The 320-nt window shown below is 41.9% G+C and carries 1 protein-coding gene; it reads right to left on the bottom strand.

The genetic code is table 11. The features are described from left to right. Positions 1-141 precede the first annotated feature (141 nt). The coding region (locus tag ACFINZ_RS09740) for a Maf family protein (protein ID WP_375701414.1) at positions 142-320 on the bottom strand (179 nt) is incomplete at its 5' end.

Genomic DNA, 320 nt, shown 5'->3' with positions numbered 1-320 from the left:
ATTGAAGAGATCTCTGTTTGCTTCACATTCGGCTTTGTTTGCGTTTGGTGGGCTTTTTTTATTTGTTCGCGCCCTTTACTTAATTTTTGCTCTGTTTGTTTGTTATTCTGTTCCATTGGTTTTGCCAGTCAATCCGTTTCTCTAATGTGTTTTTCCATTCCAATGAGTGAGAAGTGGATAGTGATAAGCCGTGAGAAGATCCATTGTTTCAGCCAAAGGCAAGCCCACCACATTGGAATAAGAACCAGCGATATAGACAACAAAAGCACCTGCTTTGCCTTGAATAGCGTATCCACCGGCTTTTCCTTGCCATTCTCCAG

The organism is Bartonella sp. AA81SXKL, from assembly GCF_042196945.1.
Lineage (GTDB): Bacteria > Pseudomonadota > Alphaproteobacteria > Rhizobiales > Rhizobiaceae > Bartonella.
This window is presented reverse-complemented; position numbering and strand designations above follow the sequence as displayed.